Origin of the sequence: Pseudomonas sp. St316 (assembly GCF_018325905.1) — a bacterium.
Classification (GTDB): Bacteria; Pseudomonadota; Gammaproteobacteria; order Pseudomonadales; family Pseudomonadaceae; genus Aquipseudomonas.
The window spans coordinates 6,647,124-6,669,092 of record NZ_AP021901.1; the positions used below are offsets into that span (position 1 = coordinate 6,647,124).

The following is a 21,969-nucleotide window of genomic DNA, read 5'->3' on the forward strand; positions in this document are numbered from 1 at the left end:
TTTATCCTCGGATCGCCCAGAAGGCCAGGTTCAGCCCCGGGAACTGGCCAGCGATGTGGAACGCAAAACCGCCGGAGTTGCTCAGTTGCTGCCAGTGATCGCTGCCCCGATCGAGCTCGTAGTAAGTGGAGCCGGCGTGGTACGGCAGCTGCCGTGGTGCCACCGGCAATGGCAGCAGGCCAATGCCCGGCAGTTGCAGGTTGACCAGGTCGCGGATGTGTTCCACCGAACCGACTTTGCTCTGCTGGCCGAAACGGCTGCGCAGGGTTTCGGCCGGCACATCGGCACGCACCACCAGGATGAAACTGGCGCTGTCGAGCAGGGTCTTGTCGGCCAGCATCGCCACATGGATGCCGTAGGCTTTTTCGACAATCGGAATCGGCGTCGCCTTGCTGTCGATCAGCATCGACAGGGCTTCGCGCAGGGCCTGCATCACGGGCGCGTAGCTGAGCGCCAGGTCATCGTGCTGGTAAGGCGGGTATTGCTGCGGTCGTCGTCCGGAAGCGGTGAACGTGGAGAACTCCCCGGCCAGGCTCACCAGTTCGCTGTAGAAGCGTTCCGGGTGCAGCGGGCTCAACTGGCTCAGGTGCTGGATCAGCGGCTGGGCGCGGTTGACCAGTTGCAACAACATGAAATCGGCAATTTCCGAGGCGCCACCGGCACCGGACGCTACCACCCGCCCGGCCAGGGCTTCGCCGCGTTGATGCAGCAGGCCCAGCAGTTCACTGCGAAACGCCGCCAGTGGCTTGGAGGCGATCACATCCAGCAGCGGCGGGATGTAGGCGTCGTCGAGCACCAAGGCGCGGTCGGCACGTTTTTCCTTGATGCGCACCACACCGATGGCGGCGTAGTCGCCAATGCCATCCTGTTCGGTCAACAACCGCAAGGCCCGGGAGCCGAGAGCGACTGGCGCGCGATTTTCGAACGGGGCGTTGTCGTCGCGCACTTCGCACACCTGGCTCACATAACGCGCCGCGCCGAGGTCTTCGCCTTCATCCACGGTGTCCCTGGCGCCAGCGCGCTTGAGCGGCAGGGCCAGGTACACCAGGCCATCGCGCAGGTTGTCGTCGACATTCAATGGGGTCGGCGCCAGGTCATCCTGGGGAATGTTGAAGGGCGTACCGTCCGGCAACAGGCCGCGCGCCGAGATGATCGCCAGCTTGCCCTGGGCCAGCAGGCCCTGGTCGATCAGCAATTCGGAAAAACCCCAGGCGCCGGCCGACAGGGGGCGGCTGCGTGCGTCGATGAGGTTTTCCAGGTAACGGTCATGCTGTTGGAAATGCTGCGTTCCGATGAACATGCCTTCCGACCAGACCACGCGATTGTTCCAGGACATGGGGGCTCCGATTGCTTATTGGGCAGGGCTGGATGGGGGAACGACGACGGCGCTGCGCACGGCGCGCACATCGAGGCTGATCTGGTATTCGGTGTATTCGCGCGCCGGGACATTCATCACCGTGCGCCACAGCGACTGGTCCAGTTCGCGATAGCCCACCAGTATTCCGATGTGCCGCGTGGCGGGGTCGAGGTCGCGTTGCAGGCTCAATTGCTGGCCGGGCTGGATGAGCACCTCGTCCTGGTCGATCAGGTCGGCGCCCAGTGTGGCCTGGGCCCGTTCGGCCAAGGCGAAATAATCGGAACGGCCAAAGACCGCGGCATTTTTCAGTTCGAAAATGCGCACCCGGACCGGGGCCGGCTGGCCGGTGGCGCCGGGGTTGAGGCCGGCAATGGCGTGGAAATGCAGCTCGACGGCGGCGGTGTCGGCCTCAGCTTCTTCGGGCTGGGGACTGGCCGCATCCTTGGCGCACGCCGTCAGCAGAAGCGCGGTGGCGACTGCGAGTAAAAACCTGGGAATCATCCTGCGTCCTCAATGACGTTTGAGCTATCCGTTGTGAGCGATCGGTATTGTTATAGGACAGCGCCGCTCAACGGCGTCGCTGTCGTGTGCTGTGTTCTTCGTAGGCGCGACTGAACTCGCGACCGAACAAGTCCTGGAAATCCTCCTGGGCTTCCCGGGAAATGTTGCTGTAGAGCTCGGTGAATTGCTGCCAGTACTGGGCCTGTCGCGAGCCACTGAAAATACCCGAGAGTCCTCCGGGCTTGGCCATGCGCTCTTCCAGCTGCGCCGGTTCGAAGCGCCCCAGCAAATGCTTGATGGCCGCTTCCACCCCGGCCATCACCGCCAGTTGGTGGGCCCGCAAGTCATCGAAACTGTCCCGCACCGCCGCGTCCGGGGCCATGAACGCCTGGTTGCCGTGGCGCAACAGCAACAGCAGGGCTTCATCGACATTGGGGGCGAATTTCAGCGGGTTGTTCTCCACCGGCTGGATCATTGTCTGCTGGATGCGAAACTCACCCTTGAGGCTGCTGCGGGCACGCAAGACATCGATCAGGCCTTCGACCATCAACCGATAACTGCGCCCGATACTTTCCATCTGTGCTTCGGCGTTGGCCTTGTCCAGGCGCAACTGGTCCAGCCCGGCACCGCGCAGGAACGCTTGCAGCAAGTCGGGTTGAGCGGCATCGACTGCAGCAACAGGTGCAACAGGCGCGACGGGTGCAGCTGGAGCGACTGGCGGAGCGACCTGTGGCTCGACGCAGGTCACTGGCGCTTCCCGCACGGGCGCCGGCGGCGGTGCAATGATGTCTGCAAAGATGTCGGTAAGCGGAGCCTGCGCAACAGGTGTCGCGACCGGCTCAACCACCGGCGGTGGCGGCACAGGCAGCGGGGCCACAGGCAGCGGGGCAACCGCCACCGGCGCAGGCTTGTCGCTGAACGGGTCCCAGTCGTCCGGAATCACCGAGGCAGACGGCGGTATCACCGGCTCGACCACGGGTGGCGGGCTCGGCCGGGGAATCGGTGTCGGTGGGCGGAAATCGTGTTGCTCGGCCGGAACATGGTCAGGCTGGGTGGCCGGCGGGATGCTGCTCGGGGCCAAGAAGTCGAACAGATCCGGCAGGGTGTCCATGGCCGACACGCCCTGGAAATGCGCAGGCGAGGCCACCTGAATTGGCGATGGCGAATGCACGGCGGCACCCTGCTGCCCCATCAAGGCCTCGAAACTGCTGGGCGATTCGGCAAACGGGTTGCTGTCGGTAACCGGCAGGCTGAAATCGACGCGCGCCTGGATTTCATAATCACCGATGCGGATCACTTCACCGTCTTGCAGGGGTTCGCTGTTGCCCTTGCGCAGGCGAACGCCGGCCTTGACCAATTCCACACCATTAGTACTGTTATCAGTTAAGTAATAACGCCCATCTTTGTATTGGATGATGCAATGTTTTCCGGAAACCAGGCGCTCAGGGTCCGGCAATACCCAGTCATTATCGGAATTACGGCCAATTGCCATCACCCCCTGGTCCATGGACTTCTCCGAACACTGGCCTGGGGTAATCTTGTGATAACTAGTGATAGTCAAACACAGTGGCATCTTGCCTCCTTGCTGAATACATCGCGCGCGGGCGGGTGAAGTGAGGATTGAGGCCCTGACTACCCATCCACAACCTTGCCAACCACCGCGAAACGGCTTTTTGCCAGCATGATTGCTGATCATAACCGGCTTGCGTGACAAAAACCCCACGTCAGTTGCCGCTTCGACCCATGGGTCGGGCAGCCTGTTAAGCGCATCACAACTGTTACATGGGGGCTACACTGGTGAAATAGCTTACCTTGACAAGCGATAAGTACTACACCAAAAATGCACAACTTCTTGAATATACATGATGGCACTTTAAGATCATTGCAGATCTAAAGGGCCATTACCGTCAAGGAACATGTGAAGTTTCATCCGAAACTTGCGTGTGAACTGCCCGACTTCTTCAAGCGGGTGATAGGGAGATCGATCCAAGTGGATGTGCCTTTGCTGCTCGCCGCCGTTTCCGCGACTTCGCCGTGCGGTGAAGACCTGGAATATGACGCGGATTTCTTGCGCCTGGAACGCGACTCCCGGGGCCAACCCGAGCGCAGCATGGGCGATTCGATCCTGCCTGCCGAACCTCCCGAGTGGCGCAGCATCCAGCAGCAGAGCCTGGACTTGCTGCAACGCAGCAAAGACCTGCGCATTACCCATTTCCTGATGCAAAGCTCCCTGGCCCTCGAAGGCCTGCCGGGCATGGCCCGTGTACTGACGCTGATCAGCGAACTGCTCAAGCAGTACTGGGCCGAGTTGCATCCGCGCCTGGACGCCGATGACGACAACGACCCCACTGTGCGCATTAATGCCCTCGCCGGCCTGACGTCTGACATCACCATTCGCCTGCTGCGCGAGAGCATCCTGGCCCGTTCGCGGACGTTCGGTGCCGTCAGCCTGCGCGCCGCCGCCAACGCCAGCGGCCTGCAGAGTTTCCCGGATGAAAACCTCGGCGCCGAACAGCTCGCCGGGGCCCTGCTCGACAGCGATCCCGAGCAGTTGGAAATCACCCGCGCCGCCCTGCTCGAAGCGCGCGGCGCCGCCGAAGCCATCGAACAGCAAGTCAGCGACCAGGTCGGTTCCGCCCAAGGCGTGGACCTTGGCCCGCTCAAGCAACCGCTGAAGATGGCCCTGCAGATTCTCGGCCAGTTCGCCCCGCAGAGCGGCGACAGCGCCCTGTCCGATCCGGTCGGCGACGACAGCGCCGCGACCACGGAATATGCGAGCGCGCCAAGTGCACCGCGCAACACCAGCACGAGCACCGTCAGCGGCGACATCAACAACCGCGACGACGTGCTGCGCAGCCTGGACCGGATTCTCGCTTACTACACCCGTCATGAGCCCTCCAGCCCGCTGCCGGTGCTGTTGAACCGGGCCAAGAACCTGGTGCACGCCGACTTCGCGGCCATCGTGCGCAACCTGATTCCCGACGGCATGAGCCAATTTGAAAACCTGCGCGGCCCAGACAGCGAATAAAAAGCGAGCGGATCACGCAGTCACGTCACCGGTACCCCCGATGACGCCAACACCGTCGCTCAAGCGACCAGGAGCAGCAACGTGGCGAAGCAAAGTTCTCAGAAATTCATCGCGCGCAACCGCGCGCCTCGAGTGCAGATCGAGTACGACGTCGAGCTCTACGGCGCCGAGAAAAAGGTCCAGTTGCCCTTCGTCATGGGCGTGATGGCCGACCTCGCCGGCAAGCCGGCCGAGCCTCTGGCAGCGGTGGCTGATCGCAAGTTCCTCGAGATCGACGTCGACAACTTCGACTCGCGCCTCAAGGCCATGCAGCCGCGCGTGGCGTTCCATGTGCCTAACGAACTGACCGGCGAAGGCAACCTGAGCCTGGACCTGACGTTCGAAAGCATGGACGACTTCAGCCCGGCGGCCGTGGCCCGCAAGGTCGACTCGCTGAACAAGCTGCTCGAAGCGCGCACCCAGTTGGCCAACCTGCTGACCTACATGGACGGCAAGACCGGTGCCGAAGAAATCATCATGAAGGCGATCAAGGACCCAGCGCTGTTGCAGGCCCTGGCGAGCGCGCCGAAGCCAGCACAGGACCAATGATCATGACTGACAATACAGCTCGCGAAGGCGTGCAAAACTTGGGCGCAACCGAAGAAACCAGCGAGTTCGCGTCCCTGCTGCTGCAAGAATTCAAACCCAAGACCGAGCGCGCCCGCGAAGCCGTCGAAACGGCCGTGCGCACCCTGGCCGAGCAGGCCCTGGCGCAGACCGACCTGGTGTCCAACGACGCCATCAAGTCGATCGAGTCGATCATCGCCGCCATCGACGCCAAGCTCACCGCCCAGGTCAACCAGGTCATCCACCACCCCGACTTCCAGCAACTGGAAAGCGCCTGGCGTGGCCTGCACTACCTGGTCAACAACACCGAGTCCGATGAGCAGCTCAAGATCCGTGTGCTCAACATCTCCAAGACCGACCTGCACAAGACCCTGAAGAAATTCAAGGGCACGGCGTGGGACCAGAGCCCGATCTTCAAGAAGATGTACGAAGAAGAATACGGTCAGTTCGGCGGCGAGCCTTACGGCTGCCTGGTAGGCGACTACTACTTCGACCAGTCGCCACCGGATGTCGAGCTGCTGGGCGAACTGTCGAAAGTCTGCGCGGCCATGCACTCCCCGTTCATCGCTGCGGCTTCGCCGACCGTGATGGGCATGGGCTCGTGGCAGGAACTGTCGAACCCGCGCGACCTGACCAAGATCTTCACCACCCCGGAATATGCCGGCTGGCGCTCGCTGCGTGAATCGGAAGACTCGCGCTACATCGGCCTGACCATGCCACGCTTCCTGGCGCGCCTGCCGTACGGCGCCAAGACCGACCCGGTGGAAGCCTTCGCCTTCGAAGAAAACACCGACGGTGCCGACAGCTCCAAGTACACCTGGGCCAACGCCGCTTACGCGATGGCGGTGAACATCAACCGTTCGTTCAAACACTTCGGCTGGTGCTCGCGCATCCGTGGCGTGGAATCGGGCGGTGAAGTGGAAAACCTGCCAGCCCACACCTTCCCGACCGACGACGGTGGCGTGGACATGAAGTGTCCAACCGAAATCGCCATCTCGGACCGCCGTGAAGCGGAACTGGCGAAGAACGGTTTCATGCCGCTGCTGCACAAGAAAAACACCGACTTCGCCGCGTTCATCGGCGCCCAGTCGTTGCAGAAACCGGCCGAATACGACGACCCGGACGCCACCGCCAACGCCAACCTGGCCGCGCGCCTGCCGTACCTGTTCGCCACTTGCCGTTTCGCCCATTACCTCAAGTGCATCGTGCGCGACAAGATCGGTTCCTTCAAAGAGAAGGACGAGATGCAGCGCTGGTTGCAGGACTGGATCCTCAACTACGTCGACGGTGACCCGGCGCACTCCACCGAGACCACCAAGGCCCAGCACCCATTGGCTGCCGCCGAAGTGATCGTCGAAGAAGTCGAAGGCAACCCGGGGTACTACAACTCCAAGTTCTACCTGCGCCCGCACTATCAGCTCGAAGGGCTGACCGTGTCGCTGCGCCTGGTATCGAAACTGCCGTCGGCCAAGGGCGCGTAAACGTTTACTGAGCGGTGCACGGTAAAAATGTGGGAGCGAGCTTGCTCGCGATGGCGGTGGTTCAGTTGTCATGCGTATGTCTGACACTCCGCTATCGCGAGCAAGCTCGCTCCCACAGGGATCTTCAGTGGGTTGGAGTTCATCGGAGCCGTTCGGCACAGGTAATTTCGCAAGGTCAGCGTCAACCAAACAATGTGGTTAGAAACCACACAGGGAGAAAACATGGCTGTTGATATTTTCATCAAGATTGGCGACATCAAGGGCGAGTCCATGGACAAGGCCCACAAGGACGAGATCGATGTCCTGAACTGGAGCTGGGGCATGTCCCAGTCCGGCAACATGCACGTAGGCAGCGGCGGCGGTGCGGGCAAGGTCAACGTCCAGGACCTGTCCCTGACCAAGTACGTCGACAAGGCGTCGCCGAACCTGATGATGCACTGCGCCAGCGGCAAGCACATCGACAAGGTCAAGCTGACCGTGCGCAAGGCCGGCGGTGAAAGCCAGGTCGAGTACATGATCATCAACCTGGAAGAAGTGCTGGTCACGTCCCTGAGCACCGGCGGCTCGGGCGGTGATGATCGCCTGACCGAAAACGTCACCCTGAACTTCGCCAAGGTGCTGGTGGACTACCAGCCACAGAAAGCCGACGGCACCAAGGAAGGCGGTCCGGTCAAGTTCGGCTGGAACATCCGTCAGAACATCAAGGTGTAATCGAACACGCCCCCGGTGCCACGCGCCGGGGGTGTTTGGTGCTTGCTCGAATCCAATTCTTTCCCACGTGGTATCTGAGTCATGGCCAAGCCTGCGTTTATCAATTTGTGGAAAGCGTATTCCGATCTGCTGGCGACCTATCCCGACGCAAAACCCTGCGACGGGCCGTGGCCGAACCAGTGCGCTATCCGCATGAGCATCGCGCTCAATGCCGAGCTCACCATCAAGGTCAACAAATCCACTTATACCGAACCCAAGTGCGCGCACGAACACGCCAGGGGCGCCGAATCGCTGGCGAACTGGCTGTGGAAACATCACTTGGGGCGTCCATTGATTCTCGGCGGCAGCGCAGCAGAACGCCGTAAGTTGGTGGACAAGAAAGGGCTGATCTTTTTCAAGGATTGTTTCCAGCAACTGGGCGAGTCTTCGGACAGTCGTACCGGCGATCATATCGATCTCTGGAACCGCGGCCTGACCCTCGGCTATGACGACCCCGGCTATCGCGCACGAGCGATCTGGTTCTGGGAGCTCTTATGACCAAGGTTCACTGCGCGATATTGGCTGGCTGCCTGTTATCGAGCCTGAGCGCCTGCGCCGAGCAGGCCGCGACGCCGACGACCCAGGCCGTTTTCGTCGGCCAACCACTCAGCTTGGTTGACGATCAGGGTCAATGCACCTTGGTCAAACCCGACCAGAGCCGCATGAAGCTGGACATGGAATGGCCGTGCGGCTTCAGCCTGGATAAACAGCAAAAACTGCGCGTAGAAATGTTCAACAACACCCCCATATTTGCGGTCTGGCGTAGCGAACACATGCCGGCCCCCAGCCGTGATTGCCTGAGCAAAATGCAGGCTATTCGTCAGATGCCGACAGGTTTTGAGGCAGGACCGGTCAGCCGATATGCGTCTTGCGGCTCCGGCGGAGACCAGAAAATGTACGTAGCACCCTTTACGTGGTAACCGAAATCGCCACCCGCGATCGCCTGCAACCGTCCCTGCTGGACCGGTTGACCGACGACGATCCGACCAACCCCAAGGAAAGCGCCGACAAGCGCGTGCTCTCCCTGACCCAATTGAAAGCCTCGGTGCTGCGTGACCTGGCGTGGCTGCTCAACACCACCTCCTTGCTCAGCGCCGATGCCACGCTGCATACCCCAGCGGGCACGTCGGTGGTTAATTTCGGCCTGCCGGCACTGGCCGGCAACAGCGCGTCGAACGTCGACGTCTCGGCCCTGGAAACCTTGATCCACCAGGCCATTGCCACCTTCGAACCGCGCATCCTGCGCCACACCCTGCGGGTGCGGGCCCGGGCAACGGCCGAGATGAACCACAACGCGTTGAGTTTCGAGATCGAAGGCGATCTCTGGGCCCAGCCAGTGCCGCTGCGCCTGATGCTGCAAACCGACCTGGACCTGGAAACCGGCCATGTGCGCGTGGTCAACGCCGACCAGCGGAGACGCTCATGAACCCACGCCTGCTGGAGCTGTACAACCAGGAACTGCACCACGTGCGCGAAAGCGCGGCGGAGTTCGCCAAGGAATACCCGAAGATCGCCAGTCGGCTGACCTTGTCCGGCATGGACTGCGCCGACCCGTATGTCGAGCGTCTGCTGGAAGGCTTCGCCTACCTGACGGCACGGGTGCAGCTCAAGCTCGACGCCGAGTACCCGACCTTCACCCACAACCTGCTGGAAATCGCCTACCCGCATTACCTGGCGCCGACGCCGTCGATGACCGTGGTGCAATTGCAGGCCGACCCGGACGAAGGCTCGCTGAGCAGTGGTTTCCCGCTGCCGCGCGATACCGTCCTGCGTGCCGCCCTGGGGCGTGAAACCCAGACCTGCTGCGAGTACCGCACCGCCCACGCGGTGACGTTGTGGCCGTTGCAGGTCAGCCAGGCCGAGTACTTCGGCAACCCGTCCGCCGTGCTCGGGCGCCTGGCCGCCAGCGAGCCGAAAGCCAAGGCCGGCCTGCGCCTGACCCTGCGCACCGGCGCCGAACTGCCGTTCAACAGCCTGGCCCTGGACAACCTGCCGCTGTACTTGAGCGGTGCCGACGAACAGCCTTTCCGCCTCTACGAACAATTGCTGGGCAATGCCTGCGCGGTGTTCGCCCGCAAGCCCGGCGGCGACTGGGTGGAGCGGCTGCCACAGGATGCGCTGCGCTCGCGCGGCTTCGACGATGCCGACGCCGCGCTGCCGGTGGTGCCGCGAGCCTTCCAGGGCTATCGCCTGTTGCAGGAATACTTCGCCCTGCCCCACCGTTTCCTGTTTGTCGACTTCACCCAGCTGAGTCGCGCGGTCAAGCGTTGTGACGGTCAGGAACTGGAGCTGATCGTGCTGTTCGACCGTCACGATCCGAGCCTGGAAGGCAGCGTCGGCGCTGCGCAGTTCCTGCCGTTCTGTACCCCGGCCATCAACCTGTTCCCCAAGCGCCTGGATCGCATTCACTTGTCGGATCGGGTCAACGAACACCACGTGATCGCCGACCGCACCCGGCCGATGGATTTCGAAGTGCATTCGCTCAACGGCCTCACCGGCCACGGCACCGGGCCGGAACAGCCGTTCCTGCCGTTCTACGCCGTGCGCGATCCGTCCCGTTATGGCCGCGACCAGGCCTATTACACGGTACGGCGCGAACCGCGCGTGTTGTCCAGCGACCAGCGTCGCAACGGCCCGCGCTCGACCTACATCGGCAGCGAAACCTTCGTCAGCCTGGTGGACAGCCAGCAAGCGCCTTATCGCCACGACCTGCGCCAACTGGGCGTGACCGCGCTGTGCACCAACCGCGACCTGCCGCTGTTCATGAGCGTGGGCAATGGCAAGACCGACTTCACCCTGGCCGACAGTGCCCCGGTGGGCGCGGTGCGCTGCGTGGCCGGGCCGAGTCGCCCACGGGCCAGCCATGCCCACGACGCCAAGGCCTGGCGCTTGATCAGCCAGCTCTCGCTGAATTATTTGTCCCTCAGTGAGCAAGGCCAAGGCGCCGCTGCCCTGCGTGAACTGCTGCGCCTGTACGGCGACAGCAACGACGCTGCACTGCAATTGCAGATCGAAGGCCTGCGCGAAGTCAGCAGCAAAGCCTGCACCCGGCGCCTGCCGATGCCCGGCCCGATCGTGTTTGGTCGTGGCCTGGAAATCACCCTGGAATTCGATGAAAACGCGTTTCGCGGCACCGGGGTGTTCCTGCTCGGCGCCGTGTTCGAACGTTTCCTGGCACGCTATGTGTCGATCAACAGTTTTACCGAGACGGTGATCCGTACCACCGAACGCGGCGAGATCATGCGATGGAAAGCCAAGCCCGGACGTCGTCCGACCCTGTGAGTACCCTGGAGGCGATGCACCAGGAACCCTGGGAATACGATTTCTTCCAGGCGTTGCGGCGCATCGAGTGCGAATCCCCCGAGCTGCCGCGCCTGGGCCATTCCCTGCGCCTGGCCGACGACCCGCTGCGCCTCGGGCAACGGGCCGAATGCACCTTCGCCCCGGCCACCCTCGCCTCGGTGCAACCGGGCAGCGATGGTACGCCGGCACGCCTGGAGCAATTTTTCTTCGGCCTCGGCGGCCCCAACGGCCCGATGCCGTTGCACATCACCGAATACGTGCGCGAACGCCAGCGCAACAACGCCGACAGCACCAGCAAACGCTTCCTCGATGTGTTTCACCATCGCCTGCTCAGCCTGTTCTACCGGGCCTGGGCCGAAGCACGACCCACGGTCAGCCACGACCGCCCGGACGATGACTATTGGTCGGCGCGCCTGGCGGCACTCAGCGGCCGGGGCATGCCGAGCCTGCTCAACCAAGGGCTGATTCCCGATACGGCGAAGCTGCACTACAGCGGTCACCTGGCCGCACAAACCCGCTACCCGGATGGTTTGAAGGCCATCCTCGGCGAGTACTTCGGCCTGCCGGTGGAGATCGAAGAATACGTCGGCCAGTGGCTGGAACTGCCGGAGCGCAGCCGCGTCGGTGTCAACGCCCAGCTGGGTGTGGACTTCTGCCTGGGCCGCTTCGTGTGGGATCGCCAGCACAAATTCCGCATTCGCCTGGGGCCACTCAAGCTCGTTGACTACATGGGGATGCTGCCCGGCAGCCAACCGTTCAACGAGCTGGTGGCCTGGGTCGCCGAATACTTGGGCCATGAACTGGACTGGGACCTGAACCTGGTCCTGGAACAGCCCGAAGTCCCGGCACTGCAACTCAATGGTCGTTTCCGCCTGGGTTTCAACACCTGGCTGGGCCGCCCCGAAACAGATGCCAACGATTTAATACTGGCCCGGCATTACGCCGAACAGGCCAACACCTCACAGACCTCAAGGAGCCATGAGCATGGGTGAAATCAGTCGCGCCGCGTTGTTCGGCAAACTCAACAGCGTGGCCTACAAAGCCATCGAAGCCGCCACCGTGTTCTGCAAGTTGCGCGGTAACCCCTATGTGGAGCTGGCCCACTGGTTCCACCAGTTGCTGCAACTGCAGGACTCGGACCTGCACCGCATCATCCGCCAGTTCAACATCGAGCCGGCGCGCCTGGCCCGTGACCTGACCGAAGCCCTGGATCGCCTGCCACGGGGCTCGACCTCGATCACCGACCTGTCCTCCCACGTGGAAGAAGCCGTGGAACGCGGCTGGGTCTACGGCAGCCTGATGTTCGGCGAAAGCCAGGTGCGCACCGGTTACCTGGTGCTGGGCATTCTCAAGACGCCGAGCCTGCGCCACGCGCTGCTGGGCTTGTCGTCGGAGTTCGACAAGGTCAAGGCCGAAGCCCTGAGTGAACGCTTTGACGAATACGTCGGCGACTCGCCGGAAAACGCCCTGACCGCCAGCGACGGCTTCAATGCCGGTGCCGTGCCGGGCGAAGCCAGCGGCGCCATGGCCCCTAGCGCCATGGGCAAACAGGAAGCCCTCAAGCGCTTTACCGTCGACCTCACCGAACAGGCCCGCAGCGGCAAGCTCGACCCCATCGTCGGCCGTGACGAAGAGATCCGCCAACTGGTGGACATCCTCATGCGCCGCCGGCAGAACAACCCGATCCTGACCGGTGAAGCCGGCGTGGGCAAGACCGCCGTGGTCGAAGGCTTTGCCCTTCGCATCGTTGCCGGTGACGTGCCGCCAGCCCTCAAGGACGTGGAACTGCGCAGCCTCGACGTGGGCCTGTTGCAGGCCGGCGCGAGCATGAAAGGCGAGTTCGAACAGCGCCTGCGCCAGGTTATCGAAGACGTCCAGGCCTCGCCCAAGCCGATCATCCTGTTCATCGACGAAGCCCACACGCTGGTGGGTGCCGGTGGCGCCGCCGGCACGGGCGACGCGGCCAACCTGCTCAAACCGGCGCTGGCCCGTGGCACCTTGCGTACCGTGGCCGCCACGACCTGGGCCGAGTACAAGAAGCACATCGAAAAAGACCCGGCCCTGACCCGTCGTTTCCAAGTGGTGCAGGTGGCCGAGCCGTCGGAAGACAAGGCCCTGCTGATGATGCGCGGCGTGGCGTCGACCATGGAAAAACACCACCAGGTGCAGATCCTCGACGAAGCCCTGGAAGCCTCGGTCAAGCTGTCCCACCGCTACATTCCCGCGCGCCAGCTGCCGGACAAATCCGTGAGCCTGCTGGACACCGCCTGCGCCCGCGTCGCCATCAGCCTGCACGCCGTACCGGCCGAAGTGGACGACAGCCGTCGGCGCATCGAAGCGCTGGAAACCGAGCTGCAAATCATCGCCCGTGAACACGCGATTGGCGTGGTCATCGGCAGCCGCCAGACCCAGAGCGAAAACCTGCTCAGCGCCGAGCGCGAGCGCCTGGCCGAGCTGGAAAGCCGCTGGGCCGAAGAGAAAACCCTGGTGGACGAACTGCTCGCCACCCGCGCCACCCTGCGCGAGCGCGTCGGCGTGGTGGACAGCGAAGACAACAGCGAAGCGTCCAACAACGAAAGCCACGCCCTGCGCGAGAAACTGGTGGACCTGCAACAGCGCCTGACCGCCCTGCAAGGCGAAACCCCGTTGATCCTGCCGACCGTGGATTACCAGGCCGTGGCCTCGGTGGTTGCCGACTGGACCGGTATCCCGGTGGGCCGCATGGCCCGCAACGAACTGGAAACCGTGCTCAACCTCGACCAGCACCTGAAAAAACGCATCATCGGCCAGGACCATGCCTTGCAGATGATCGCCAAGCGCATCCAGACCTCCCGCGCCGGCCTCGACAACCCGAGCAAGCCAATTGGTGTGTTCATGCTTGCCGGTACTTCCGGCGTGGGCAAGACCGAAACCGCCCTGGCCTTGGCTGAAGCCATGTACGGCGGCGAGCAGAACGTCATCACCATCAACATGAGCGAGTTCCAGGAAGCCCACACTGTGTCCACCCTCAAGGGCGCGCCACCGGGCTACATCGGCTATGGCGAAGGCGGCGTGCTGACCGAGGCCGTGCGGCGCAAACCGTACAGTGTGGTGTTGCTGGACGAGGTGGAAAAGGCCCACCCGGACGTGCATGAGATCTTCTTCCAGGTGTTCGACAAAGGCGTGATGGAGGACGGCGAAGGCCGGGTGATCGACTTCAAGAACACCTTGATCCTGCTGACCACCAACGCCGGCACCGAGTTGATTGCCAAGGTCTGCAAAGACCCGCAGAACGTGCCCGAGCCAGAAGAAATCGCCAAGGCCCTGCGCCAGCCGTTGCTGGAAATCTTCCCGCCGGCCTTGTTGGGTCGTCTGGTGACGATTCCGTACTACCCGCTCAGCGACGAGATGCTCAAGGCAATCACCCGCCTGCAACTCAACCGCATCAAGAAGCGCGTGGAGAGCACCCACAAAGTCGCCTTCGACTACGACGACGCGGTGATCGACCTGATCGTCTCGCGTTGCACCGAAACCGAAAGTGGCGGACGCATGATCGACACCATCCTGACCAACAGCCTGCTGCCGGACATGAGCCGCGAGTTCCTGACCCGCATGCTCGAAGGCAAGGCCTTGGCCGGGGTGCACATCCGCGCCGTGGATAACGAATTGCAATACGACTTCAGCGACGCGGCCTGACGGTAGGGAACACTGTAAAACCCTGTGGGAGCGAGCTTGCTCGCGATAGCGGTAGGCCATTCAATTTGATGTTGAATGATCGGCAGCCATCGCGAGCAAGCTCGCTCCCACAGTTGTTCCAGTGTCTTCAGGCAATCAGCGGCGCAGCCATTACAACGATGAGATAACCGATGCTATTCAACCAAGCCACACGCCTGGCCAAGATCACCAGCCCCCTGGGACCTGAGGTGCTGCTGCTCAAGGACATGGGCGGCGGCGAAGAGTTAGGCAGGCTGTTCAACTACGAGTTGCAACTGCACTCGCTGGACAACGCCATCGACCTCAACAAGCTGCTCGGCAAGCCCATGTGCGTGAGCCTGCAGCTCGATGGCGGTGGCGAGCGGTATTTCCATGGCATCGTCGCCCGTTGCAGCCAGAACGTCGACCAAGGTCAGTTCGCCAGTTATCAGGCCACGCTTCGGCCGTGGTTGTGGCTGCTGACCCGCACCTCCGATTGCCGGATTTTCCAGAACCTGACCATTCCGCAGATCATCAAGCAGGTGTTCCGCGACTTGGGCTTTTCCGATTTCGAAGACGCCCTGAGCCGGCCTTATCGCGAGTGGGAATACTGCGTGCAGTACCGCGAGACCAGTTTCGATTTCGTCAGCCGCCTGATGGAGCAGGAAGGCATCTATTATTTCTTCCGCCACGAACAAGGCCGGCATGTGCTGGTGCTGGCGGACGCCTATGGCGCCCACACCAAGGCCCCTGGCTATGCCTCGGTGCCGTACTACCCAAAGAATGAGCAGCAGCGCGAGCGCGACCACATCCACGACTGGCACCTGGCCCAGGAAGTCCAGCCCGGTTCGCTGGAGCTCAACGATTACGACTTCCAGCGCCCCAGCGCACGCATCGACGTACGCTCGGCCATGCCACGCCCACACACGGCTGGCGACTATCCGCTCTACGACTACCCCGGCACTTACGTGCAAAGCACCGACGGCGAACACTACGCCCGCACCCGCATCGAAGCGTTGCAGACCCTGCATGAACAAGTCGAACTGGCCGGCAATGCCCGAGGCCTGGGCTCGGGGCATCTGTTCAGCCTCACCGGCTTCACGCGCCAGGACCAGAACCGCGAATACCTAATCGTCGGCGCTCGCTACTACATTTCCCAGGAAAGCGGCGAAACCAGCGGCGGCGCGCCTTCGGCACAATTCGAAAGCAGCCTGACTTGCATCGACGCCCAGCAAAGCTATCGCCCGCTGGCGACGACTCATCGCCCGATCGTCAAGGGTCCGCAAACTGCCCTGGTGGTCGGCCCCAAGGGCGAGGAAATCTGGACCGACCAATTCGGCCGAGTGAAGGTGCATTTCTACTGGGACCGGCACGACCAATCCAACGAGAACAGCTCATGCTGGATTCGTGTGTCGCAGGCTTGGGCCGGCAAGAACTGGGGCTCGGTGCAGATCCCGCGCATTGGCCAGGAAGTGATCGTCAGCTTCCTCGAAGGTGATCCGGACCGACCCATCGTCACCGGTCGCGTGTATAACGCCGAACAAACCGTGCCCTATGCGTTGCCCGCCAATGCCACTCAGAGCGGCACCAAAAGCCGTTCGAGCAAGGGCGGCACACCGGCGAATTTCAATGAAATCCGCATGGAAGATAAAAAAGGCGCCGAGCAGTTGTACATCCACGCCGAGCGCAACCAGGACATCGTGGTCGAGGTGGATGAGAGCCATTCGGTGGGTCACGACCGCAACAAAAGCATCGGCCACAACGAAACCGCACGGATTGGCCAAGACCGACTGCGGGCAGTGCAGCGCAACGATGCCCTGATCGTCGGCGGAACCAAGAGCGACAGCGTCGCGAGCCAGTACCTCATGGAGGCGGGCTCGCAGATTCGACTGGTGTGCGGCAAAAGCGTGCTGGAGTTCAATGCCAGTGGCGAGATCAACATCTCGGGCACCGCGTTCAACATCTACGCCAGTGGCAATGGCAACATCGACACCGGCGGGCGTTTGGACCTCAACTCTGGAGGCGCCGGCGAAGTGGATGCCAAGGGCAAGGGTATCAAGGGTGTTATCGATGCGGCAGTAAAAGCGTTGTTCCCGACCAAGGCCAAGCACTGATTGCCCAGTCGAATCATCCGTGGCGAGGGAGCTTGCTCCCGCTTGAGTGCGAAGCGCTCACCAAAAGGGGCTGCTACGCAGCCCAGCGGGAGCAAGCTCCCTCGCCACGGGTTTGTCGACTGCCTTAGCTGATCAGCAGCTCGTCCAGCTTAGAGATTGGCCGGCACGAAGTCAGGGCCGCCCAGCTTATCCCGGACGACCAGGGCCGTGCGCATCAGCGGGCTCCACAGGCCGTTCTGGCTGTTCCAACTGGCGCCCGCCCACCGTGTGTCCTGAACAAGCTCAGCCTTGTTGAGCTCAAGCTGCCGCTGGAGGGCCAGCGCCACGGCCCCCATATCGATCTCGAACAGGTCGGCATAAAGCCCCTCGGGTTGTGCCTGCTTTTTGCTTAGGCAAAACCGGTAGTACCAGACCCACACCGCCGCGACATAAATTGCCCGATTACGATCAGGGTAGGTCGCGAGGATCTTGAGCAAAGCCGCGACAAAGCGCCCAGGAAACTGGGGGTCGCGGGTCTCTTGCCAGTAACGCAGCACCAGTTGATCGAACGCCGCGACGACGTTCTGCGGTTCTGCGTTGTCGTTCTGGGCTTCTTGAAAGTAGAACGGCTCGCCGACGAGGAATTTATCCAGCTCGTCGTTGGCCAGGGCCAGCAGTAATACGTTGTCCAGGTTGGCACTCATTGGATTCTCACTACATCCGGGTTCGCGAGCAGGAAATTGATGTCGTTCTGATGCGGGATGCCCACATTGTCCATGACCGCTTCGCGCATACCGCCAGGATGGGTCAGGCCGCCAGGACGCCAGAGCGGGTTCGCCCCATATTCGTTGCCGGTTGGCATGACCACCTTGGGGTTGCTCAAGTCCATCATGTAGACCTCCTTGCCGGCCAGGCTGCCCGGGTCATAGCCCAAGGCAGACTCCAGAAGTGAAACGTCGCCGGTCTTTTTGAATTCAGCCACCACACCGTGCAGATCTGACTTTGCCATGACGTATTTATTAGGGCTGAAGGTCTGATACATGGGGTTGGCGATATCATCGGGCGTAAACAGGAACGCGCCGCCTTCATCCTGGAAGACTTTGAGGTGCTTGTCGATATAGGACGCCTCGAGGTAATCGGCAGGGTCCTTCGGGCGGCTGAACTTGGGTATCCCGGCGATATCGTCCGACGTGTGGCCCGGTTTGAAGCTCACCGTGCGGGGTTTCGGCGCAGCCCCGATTTTCGCCATCTTCGGCCCCAGGCCCAGAAGCGCCATTCCCGCGACGCCCTGCAGCAGATCCCGGTAACCCGGCCCCAAGCGATCCCCCAGATCCCCCAGCAAGGCCATGCCTGCCATCATCGTGCCGCCGATCACCACGAAACCGACTAAAGCGGCCACGCCAGCCATGGCGGCAAGAATCGCTGCGCCCCCCATGGCCAACATTCCCAACGCTTCCAACCCGGTATGCATCCACCCTTCAAGATCCAGGACAAACGCCACCGACACCGTCGGCCCACCGATGAACGTATTCGGGCTGCCGGTCTTGATGTGGGCACCGCAGACCATTTTGCTGTGCAAGCGCGCCGCCGGTTTGCCGTTGATGAAGACCGTGGCGCTGCCTTCGGCGATCAGCACCGGGAAAGGCCAGATCGGATGGTTCATCGGCAGCCCGGTGCAGGAAGACGAAACGTCTTCGCCCGCCCTCATGGCGTTGCGGTCGTTGATGTAGACGTTGAAGCTGCCCATTATCAACGCCCCCGTGGTCGGCTCGGGCAGGTTGAAGATGGTGGAAAGGCCCTTGACGATCTGGAACATCGACAAGCCGCCAGCCGCAATCGAGCCGGCCATGATCGCCAGCGCAACGCCGCCCGTGGCGACGGTCGCGGCAACGACCGCGGCGCCGATCAAGGCACCGGCCACGGCTCCGGCGACCATCGCGGCCAATCCGAAGCCATGGGCTATTTCGTCACCCAGACGTGCTGCTGCCTGTGCATCCATGATGTGTATGAGTACTCAGTGGGATGTATCGATGCTCAGGCGATGGGCGGCTGTGGCTTGAACGAATGCATCGCCAGCTTCCAGGCCGGCTCATGATGGGCGAAATCACTCGGTGTGGTGGTCAAGGTGGTGATCAGCACCGACGGCTTACGCTCGATGAACACCTGGCGCAGCATCAGTTCGCGCCCTTCGCGTTGCCAGGTGTAATCCAGCAACGTGGTGGTGTGGCCCTGCAGCACCGTGTCCCAACGCTGAACCAGCTTGAAGCCCGGCAATTGCTGCTCTGCGCTTTTGAGCTGGCGGTCGACGTATTCTGCAAAGGGAGCATCGCCCTGGCTGGCATCGCGGCTGATGACGAAACTGGCTTCTTTAGCAGGACCGACTGCCGGCAGCTTGAAAATATTGATGCTCTGGTCCTGCCAGGCATCGGGGATTTCGAGATCGGCTTCTTGAATGCGGTAAGAGGTCACAGTAATCGCTTTCCATGGACGTGAGGTGACGCGCGAAGGAGCAGATATTCAAGTAATGCCTGGTAACAATCAAGAACCGGGTTCCTCTACCCCAAGTAACGAACTACATTATGCGATCAGCGTCACTACTCTGGCGATTTCATGCCTGTGCACGCGCTGTCAAAGGGCGCGATCGCTTGATCTTCAACGTCAAAAGCCGGCAATCTTGCGCAGCGTCAAATGGACTGCGGCAGCGATAAGGACAACCGATGCTATTCAACCAAGCCACACGCCTGGCCAAGATCACCAGCCCCCTGGGACCTGAGGTGCTGTTGCTCAAAGACATGGGCGGTGGCGAAGAATTAGGAAGGCTGTTCAACTACGAGTTGCAACTGCACTCGCTGGACAACGCCATCGACCTCAACCAGTTGCTCGGCAAGCCCATGTGCGTGAGCCTGCAGCTCGATGGCGGTGGTGAGCGGTATTTCCATGGCATCGTCGCCCGTTGCAGCCAGAACGTCGACCAGGGCCAGTTCGCCAGTTATCAGGCCACGCTTCGGCCGTGGTTGTGGCTGCTGACCCGCACCTCCGATTGCCGGATTTTCCAGAACCTGACCATTCCGCAGATCATCAAACAGGTGTTCCGCGACCTGGGTTTTTCCGATTTCGAAGACGCCTTGAGTCGCCCCTACCGCGAGTGGGAATACTGCGTGCAGTATCGCGAGACCAGCTTCGATTTCGTCAGCCGCCTGATGGAACAGGAAGGCATCTACTACTTCTTCCGCCATGAACAGGGCCGGCATGTGCTGGTGCTGGCGGATGCCTATGGTGCCCACACCACGGCCCCCGGCTACGGCTCGGTGCCGTACTACCCGAAGAACGAGCAGCAACGCGAGCGCGACCACATCCACGACTGGCACCTGGCCCAGGAAGTCCAGCCCGGTTCGCTGGAGCTCAACGACTACGACTTCCAGCGCCCCAGCGCGCGCATCGACGTGCGTTCGGCCATGCCGCGCCCACACACCGCTGGCGACTATCCGCTCTACGATTACCCCGGCACCTACGTGCAAAGCGCCGACGGCGAGCACTACGCCCGCACGCGCATCGAGGCCTTGCAGACCCTGCATGAGCAAGTCGAACTGGCCGGCAATGCCCGAGGCCTGGGCTCGGGGCATCTGTTCAGCCTCACCGGCTTCAGCCGCCAGGACCAGAACCGCGAATACCTGATCGTCGGCGCTCGCTATTACCTGTCCCAGGAAAGCGGCGAAACCGGTGGCGGCGCGCCAACCGCGCAATTCGAAAGCAGCCTGACCTGCATCGACGCCCAGCAAAGCTATCGCCCACTGGCGACGACTCATCGCCCGATCGTCAAGGGCCCGCAGACTGCCTTGGTGGTCGGCCCCAAGGGCGAGGAAATCTGGACCGACCAATTCGGCCGGGTGAAGGTGCATTTCTACTGGGACCGGCACGACCAATCCAACGAGAACAGCTCATGCTGGATTCGGGTGTCGCAATCCTGGGCCGGGAAAAACTGGGGCTCGATGCAAATTCCGCGCATCGGCCAGGAAGTGATCGTCAGCTTCCTCGAAGGCGACCCGGACCGGCCAATCATCACCGGCCGCGTGTACAACGCCGAACAGACCGTGCCCTACGACCTGCCCGCAAACGCGACCCAGAGCGGCATGAAAAGCCGTTCGAGCAAGGGCGGCACGCCAGCGAATTTCAACGAAATCCGCATGGAAGACAAGAAAGGCGCCGAGCAGTTGTACATCCATGCCGAGCGCAACCAGGACATCGTAGTCGAGGTGGATGAGAGCCACTCGGTGGGCCACGACCGCAACAAAAGCATCGGCCACAACGAAACGGTGACCATCGGCAACAACCGCCTGCGCATCGTCAAGCAGGAGGACATCCTCTCGGTGGGCCAGCGCAAGACCGACAGCATCAGCCAGAGTTACGTTATCGAAGTGGGCGAGAACCTGCGCCTGGTGTGCGGTGAAAGCATCCTGGAGCTCAACGCCAGCGGCCAGATCAACCTGACCGGCGTGCAGATCAGCTTCTACGCCAGCGGCGATGCCGAGTTCAACACCGGCGGCGTGCTGCACCTGAACAACGGCGGCGGCCCCGGTGCCACGCCGGACGGCCAAGGCGTCAAGGGCAGCATCGATGCCAACATCAGCGCCGCGTTCCCCAAGGGCTAACTTCGAGATTTATGCGCCATGACTTATCGCCTCAATGAATTCCAGCTCCAGCTGCCGCCAAGCGAGTTGCTGGACGCGACGATCAACATTCTCAAGTTCCCCGAGTTGGGCACCTCCTTGATCGTCAGCCGCAGCCTGCTGGCCGAGGGCGAAACCCTGCAAAGCAACCTCGACGACCAGCTCAAGCGCCTGGAAAAACAGGTCCAGCAACTGCGCTGCCAACCGGGCGCCACCGTGCGCGTGGGCGCCCACCAGGAAGTCGAGGCCATCGAGTTGCGCAGCCAATTCAACAAGGGCAACGAAAAGGTTTTCCAATATCAGCTCGCGCTGGTACTGCCCGGCACTCGCAAGATGCTTGCCCTGAGCTATGTCAAAGCCGAGAAACTGGGCGATGCCGAAGCGGCGCATTGGGCGACGATCAAGGGTTCGCTGGTGTTTGACACCCCATCCTGACAGCCACCACACATCCCTGTGGGAGCGAGCTTGCTCGCGATAGCCGTGGGCCAATCACTGATGAGGTCGGTTGATC

At 62.1% G+C, this 21,969-nt stretch carries 19 protein-coding genes; 13 read left to right on the forward strand and 6 right to left on the reverse strand.

Going from position 1 to position 21,969, the window contains the following annotated elements; all coding sequences use genetic code 11:
- Position 1: 1 nt before the first annotated feature.
- The 3 genes from tssK to tagH all read right to left on the reverse strand — a co-directional run bounded on the left by tssK (position 2) and on the right by tagH (position 3,431).
- The gene (tssK, locus tag KI237_RS29725) at positions 2-1,336 is read right to left on the reverse strand and encodes a type VI secretion system baseplate subunit TssK (RefSeq protein WP_116833753.1); all 1,335 of its coding nucleotides are present in this window, start codon (positions 1,334-1,336) and stop codon (positions 2-4) included.
- A gap of 15 nt (positions 1,337-1,351) precedes the next feature.
- Positions 1,352-1,858 carry a type VI secretion system lipoprotein TssJ gene (gene tssJ, locus KI237_RS29730; RefSeq protein WP_212798177.1) on the reverse strand — a complete coding sequence of 169 codons (507 nt, stop codon included), beginning with the start codon at positions 1,856-1,858 and terminating at the stop codon, positions 1,352-1,354.
- A 67-nt stretch (positions 1,859-1,925) separates the two neighbouring features.
- Positions 1,926-3,431: a type VI secretion system-associated FHA domain protein TagH gene (tagH, locus tag KI237_RS29735; protein WP_212798178.1), complete on the reverse strand. Its 1,506-nt coding sequence runs from the start codon at positions 3,429-3,431 to the stop codon at positions 1,926-1,928.
- 417 nt (positions 3,432-3,848) lie between these two features.
- Between tagH and tssA the strand changes: the two genes are divergently transcribed.
- From tssA to KI237_RS29790, 11 genes are all read left to right on the forward strand, one after another.
- Positions 3,849-4,886, forward strand: a complete 1,038-nt coding sequence (gene tssA, locus KI237_RS29740; protein ID WP_212798179.1) for a type VI secretion system protein TssA — start codon at positions 3,849-3,851, stop codon at positions 4,884-4,886.
- A gap of 81 nt (positions 4,887-4,967) precedes the next feature.
- Positions 4,968-5,474: a type VI secretion system contractile sheath small subunit gene (gene tssB, locus KI237_RS29745; RefSeq protein WP_003206923.1), complete on the forward strand. Its 507-nt coding sequence runs from the start codon at positions 4,968-4,970 to the stop codon at positions 5,472-5,474.
- A 2-nt stretch (positions 5,475-5,476) separates the two neighbouring features.
- Positions 5,477-6,973 carry a type VI secretion system contractile sheath large subunit gene (tssC, locus tag KI237_RS29750; RefSeq protein WP_003206925.1) on the forward strand — a complete coding sequence of 499 codons (1,497 nt, stop codon included), beginning with the start codon at positions 5,477-5,479 and terminating at the stop codon, positions 6,971-6,973.
- A gap of 222 nt (positions 6,974-7,195) precedes the next feature.
- Entirely contained in the window at positions 7,196-7,684 is a 489-nt protein-coding gene (locus KI237_RS29755) for an Hcp family type VI secretion system effector (protein ID WP_018611756.1), read from the forward strand.
- 81 nt (positions 7,685-7,765) lie between these two features.
- On the forward strand, positions 7,766-8,221 hold the full coding sequence (locus tag KI237_RS29760) for a T6SS effector amidase Tae4 family protein (RefSeq protein ID WP_212798180.1): 456 nt from the start codon (positions 7,766-7,768) through the stop codon (positions 8,219-8,221).
- A complete protein-coding gene (locus KI237_RS29765) occupies positions 8,218-8,643 on the forward strand; it encodes a hypothetical protein (RefSeq protein WP_212798181.1) in 426 nt (141 codons plus the stop codon). The genes KI237_RS29760 and KI237_RS29765 overlap by 4 nt, the downstream gene beginning before the upstream one ends.
- Positions 8,637-9,149, forward strand: a complete 513-nt coding sequence (gene tssE / locus KI237_RS29770; protein ID WP_003206934.1) for a type VI secretion system baseplate subunit TssE — start codon at positions 8,637-8,639, stop codon at positions 9,147-9,149. Before KI237_RS29765 ends, tssE begins: the two co-directional genes overlap by 7 nt.
- Positions 9,146-11,005 carry a type VI secretion system baseplate subunit TssF gene (gene tssF, locus KI237_RS29775; RefSeq protein WP_212798182.1) on the forward strand — a complete coding sequence of 620 codons (1,860 nt, stop codon included), beginning with the start codon at positions 9,146-9,148 and terminating at the stop codon, positions 11,003-11,005. The genes tssE and tssF overlap by 4 nt, the downstream gene beginning before the upstream one ends.
- Entirely contained in the window at positions 10,969-12,018 is a 1,050-nt protein-coding gene (tssG, locus tag KI237_RS29780; protein ID WP_212798183.1) for a type VI secretion system baseplate subunit TssG, read from the forward strand. The genes tssF and tssG overlap by 37 nt, the downstream gene beginning before the upstream one ends.
- Positions 12,011-14,701 (forward strand): type VI secretion system ATPase TssH, encoded by a 2,691-nt coding sequence (gene tssH, locus KI237_RS29785; RefSeq protein WP_212798184.1) that lies wholly within the window; start codon positions 12,011-12,013, stop codon positions 14,699-14,701. The genes tssG and tssH overlap by 8 nt, the downstream gene beginning before the upstream one ends.
- 170 nt (positions 14,702-14,871) lie before the next feature.
- On the forward strand, positions 14,872-16,812 hold the full coding sequence (locus KI237_RS29790; protein WP_212798185.1) for a type VI secretion system Vgr family protein: 1,941 nt from the start codon (positions 14,872-14,874) through the stop codon (positions 16,810-16,812).
- 149 nt (positions 16,813-16,961) lie between these two features.
- Here the strand turns inward: KI237_RS29790 and KI237_RS29795 are convergent, their stop codons facing one another.
- Genes KI237_RS29795 through KI237_RS29805 form a run of 3 tightly spaced genes read right to left on the reverse strand, consistent with a single transcriptional unit; the run spans position 16,962 to position 19,260 of the window.
- Complete coding sequence (locus tag KI237_RS29795) at positions 16,962-17,495, reverse strand: hypothetical protein (protein ID WP_212798186.1); 534 nt, start codon at positions 17,493-17,495, stop codon at positions 16,962-16,964.
- Positions 17,492-18,790, reverse strand: coding sequence for a PAAR domain-containing protein (locus KI237_RS29800; protein ID WP_212798187.1), 1,299 nt, complete (start codon positions 18,788-18,790; stop codon positions 17,492-17,494). Before KI237_RS29800 ends, KI237_RS29795 begins: the two co-directional genes overlap by 4 nt.
- Positions 18,791-18,825: 35 nt before the next feature.
- Positions 18,826-19,260: a DUF1795 domain-containing protein gene (locus KI237_RS29805; protein WP_212798188.1), complete on the reverse strand. Its 435-nt coding sequence runs from the start codon at positions 19,258-19,260 to the stop codon at positions 18,826-18,828.
- A gap of 248 nt (positions 19,261-19,508) precedes the next feature.
- On the opposite strand from KI237_RS29805, the gene KI237_RS29810 reads away from it, so the two are divergent.
- Complete coding sequence (locus KI237_RS29810) at positions 19,509-21,440, forward strand: type VI secretion system Vgr family protein (protein ID WP_212798189.1); 1,932 nt, start codon at positions 19,509-19,511, stop codon at positions 21,438-21,440.
- Positions 21,441-21,458: 18 nt separating this feature from the next.
- Positions 21,459-21,893, forward strand: coding sequence for a DcrB-related protein (locus KI237_RS29815; protein WP_212798190.1), 435 nt, complete (start codon positions 21,459-21,461; stop codon positions 21,891-21,893).
- Positions 21,894-21,969 lie beyond the last annotated feature (76 nt).

What these genes read in the sequence shown, in the direction of transcription:
- KI237_RS29790 (WP_212798185.1), top strand. Translation starts at nt 14,872, where the DNA reads ATGCTATTCAACCAAGCCACACGCCTGGCCAAGATCACCAGCCCCCTG.
- KI237_RS29795 (WP_212798186.1), bottom strand. Translation starts at nt 17,495, where the DNA reads ATGAGTGCCAACCTGGACAACGTATTACTGCTGGCCCTGGCCAACGAC.
- KI237_RS29815 (WP_212798190.1), top strand. Translation starts at nt 21,459, where the DNA reads ATGACTTATCGCCTCAATGAATTCCAGCTCCAGCTGCCGCCAAGCGAG.
- KI237_RS29810 (WP_212798189.1), top strand. Translation starts at nt 19,509, where the DNA reads ATGCTATTCAACCAAGCCACACGCCTGGCCAAGATCACCAGCCCCCTG.
- KI237_RS29760 (WP_212798180.1), top strand. Translation starts at nt 7,766, where the DNA reads ATGGCCAAGCCTGCGTTTATCAATTTGTGGAAAGCGTATTCCGATCTG.
- tssF (WP_212798182.1), top strand. Translation starts at nt 9,146, where the DNA reads ATGAACCCACGCCTGCTGGAGCTGTACAACCAGGAACTGCACCACGTG.
- tssH (WP_212798184.1), top strand. Translation starts at nt 12,011, where the DNA reads ATGGGTGAAATCAGTCGCGCCGCGTTGTTCGGCAAACTCAACAGCGTG.
- tssK (WP_116833753.1), bottom strand. Translation starts at nt 1,336, where the DNA reads ATGTCCTGGAACAATCGCGTGGTCTGGTCGGAAGGCATGTTCATCGGA.
- tssC (WP_003206925.1), top strand. Translation starts at nt 5,477, where the DNA reads ATGACTGACAATACAGCTCGCGAAGGCGTGCAAAACTTGGGCGCAACC.
- tssG (WP_212798183.1), top strand. Translation starts at nt 10,969, where the DNA reads ATGGAAAGCCAAGCCCGGACGTCGTCCGACCCTGTGAGTACCCTGGAG.
- KI237_RS29755 (WP_018611756.1), top strand. Translation starts at nt 7,196, where the DNA reads ATGGCTGTTGATATTTTCATCAAGATTGGCGACATCAAGGGCGAGTCC.
- tagH (WP_212798178.1), bottom strand. Translation starts at nt 3,431, where the DNA reads ATGCCACTGTGTTTGACTATCACTAGTTATCACAAGATTACCCCAGGC.
- KI237_RS29765 (WP_212798181.1), top strand. Translation starts at nt 8,218, where the DNA reads ATGACCAAGGTTCACTGCGCGATATTGGCTGGCTGCCTGTTATCGAGC.
- KI237_RS29800 (WP_212798187.1), bottom strand. Translation starts at nt 18,790, where the DNA reads ATGGATGCACAGGCAGCAGCACGTCTGGGTGACGAAATAGCCCATGGC.
- tssJ (WP_212798177.1), bottom strand. Translation starts at nt 1,858, where the DNA reads ATGATTCCCAGGTTTTTACTCGCAGTCGCCACCGCGCTTCTGCTGACG.